Source organism: Pseudomonas sp. 2822-17 (assembly GCF_002742485.1).
Taxonomy (GTDB): domain Bacteria; phylum Pseudomonadota; class Gammaproteobacteria; order Pseudomonadales; family Pseudomonadaceae; genus Aquipseudomonas; species Aquipseudomonas cyclaminis.
Map to the genome: position 1 here is coordinate 1 of NZ_LJRZ01000036.1, position 230 is coordinate 230.

The following is a 230-nucleotide window of genomic DNA, read 5'->3' on the forward strand; positions in this document are numbered from 1 at the left end:
CAGTATGTAGATCCGGGTGCGAATGCCAAAGCTGGATTGAAAAGTAAAGCTGGGTGGGTAGGAGTAGCACTTGAAACTGGATACAATCTTCATAACAACATTAAGTCTGGAGAAAGTAAAAGTAAAATTATAGGAGATGCGGCTGTAGATGTAGCAATTGGTGCTGGATTAATAGTTTTAGGTACAGCAGTGTCAGCGCTTGCTGTTACATTAGGAGCACCAGTAATTGC

The 230-nt window shown here is 41.7% G+C and carries 1 protein-coding gene; it reads left to right on the top strand.

The genetic code is table 11. The annotated features are described in order from the left end of the window. Window positions 1-230 (top strand): hypothetical protein (locus AOA60_RS32500; RefSeq protein ID WP_218240456.1); only part of this gene is annotated, 230 nt, incomplete at both ends.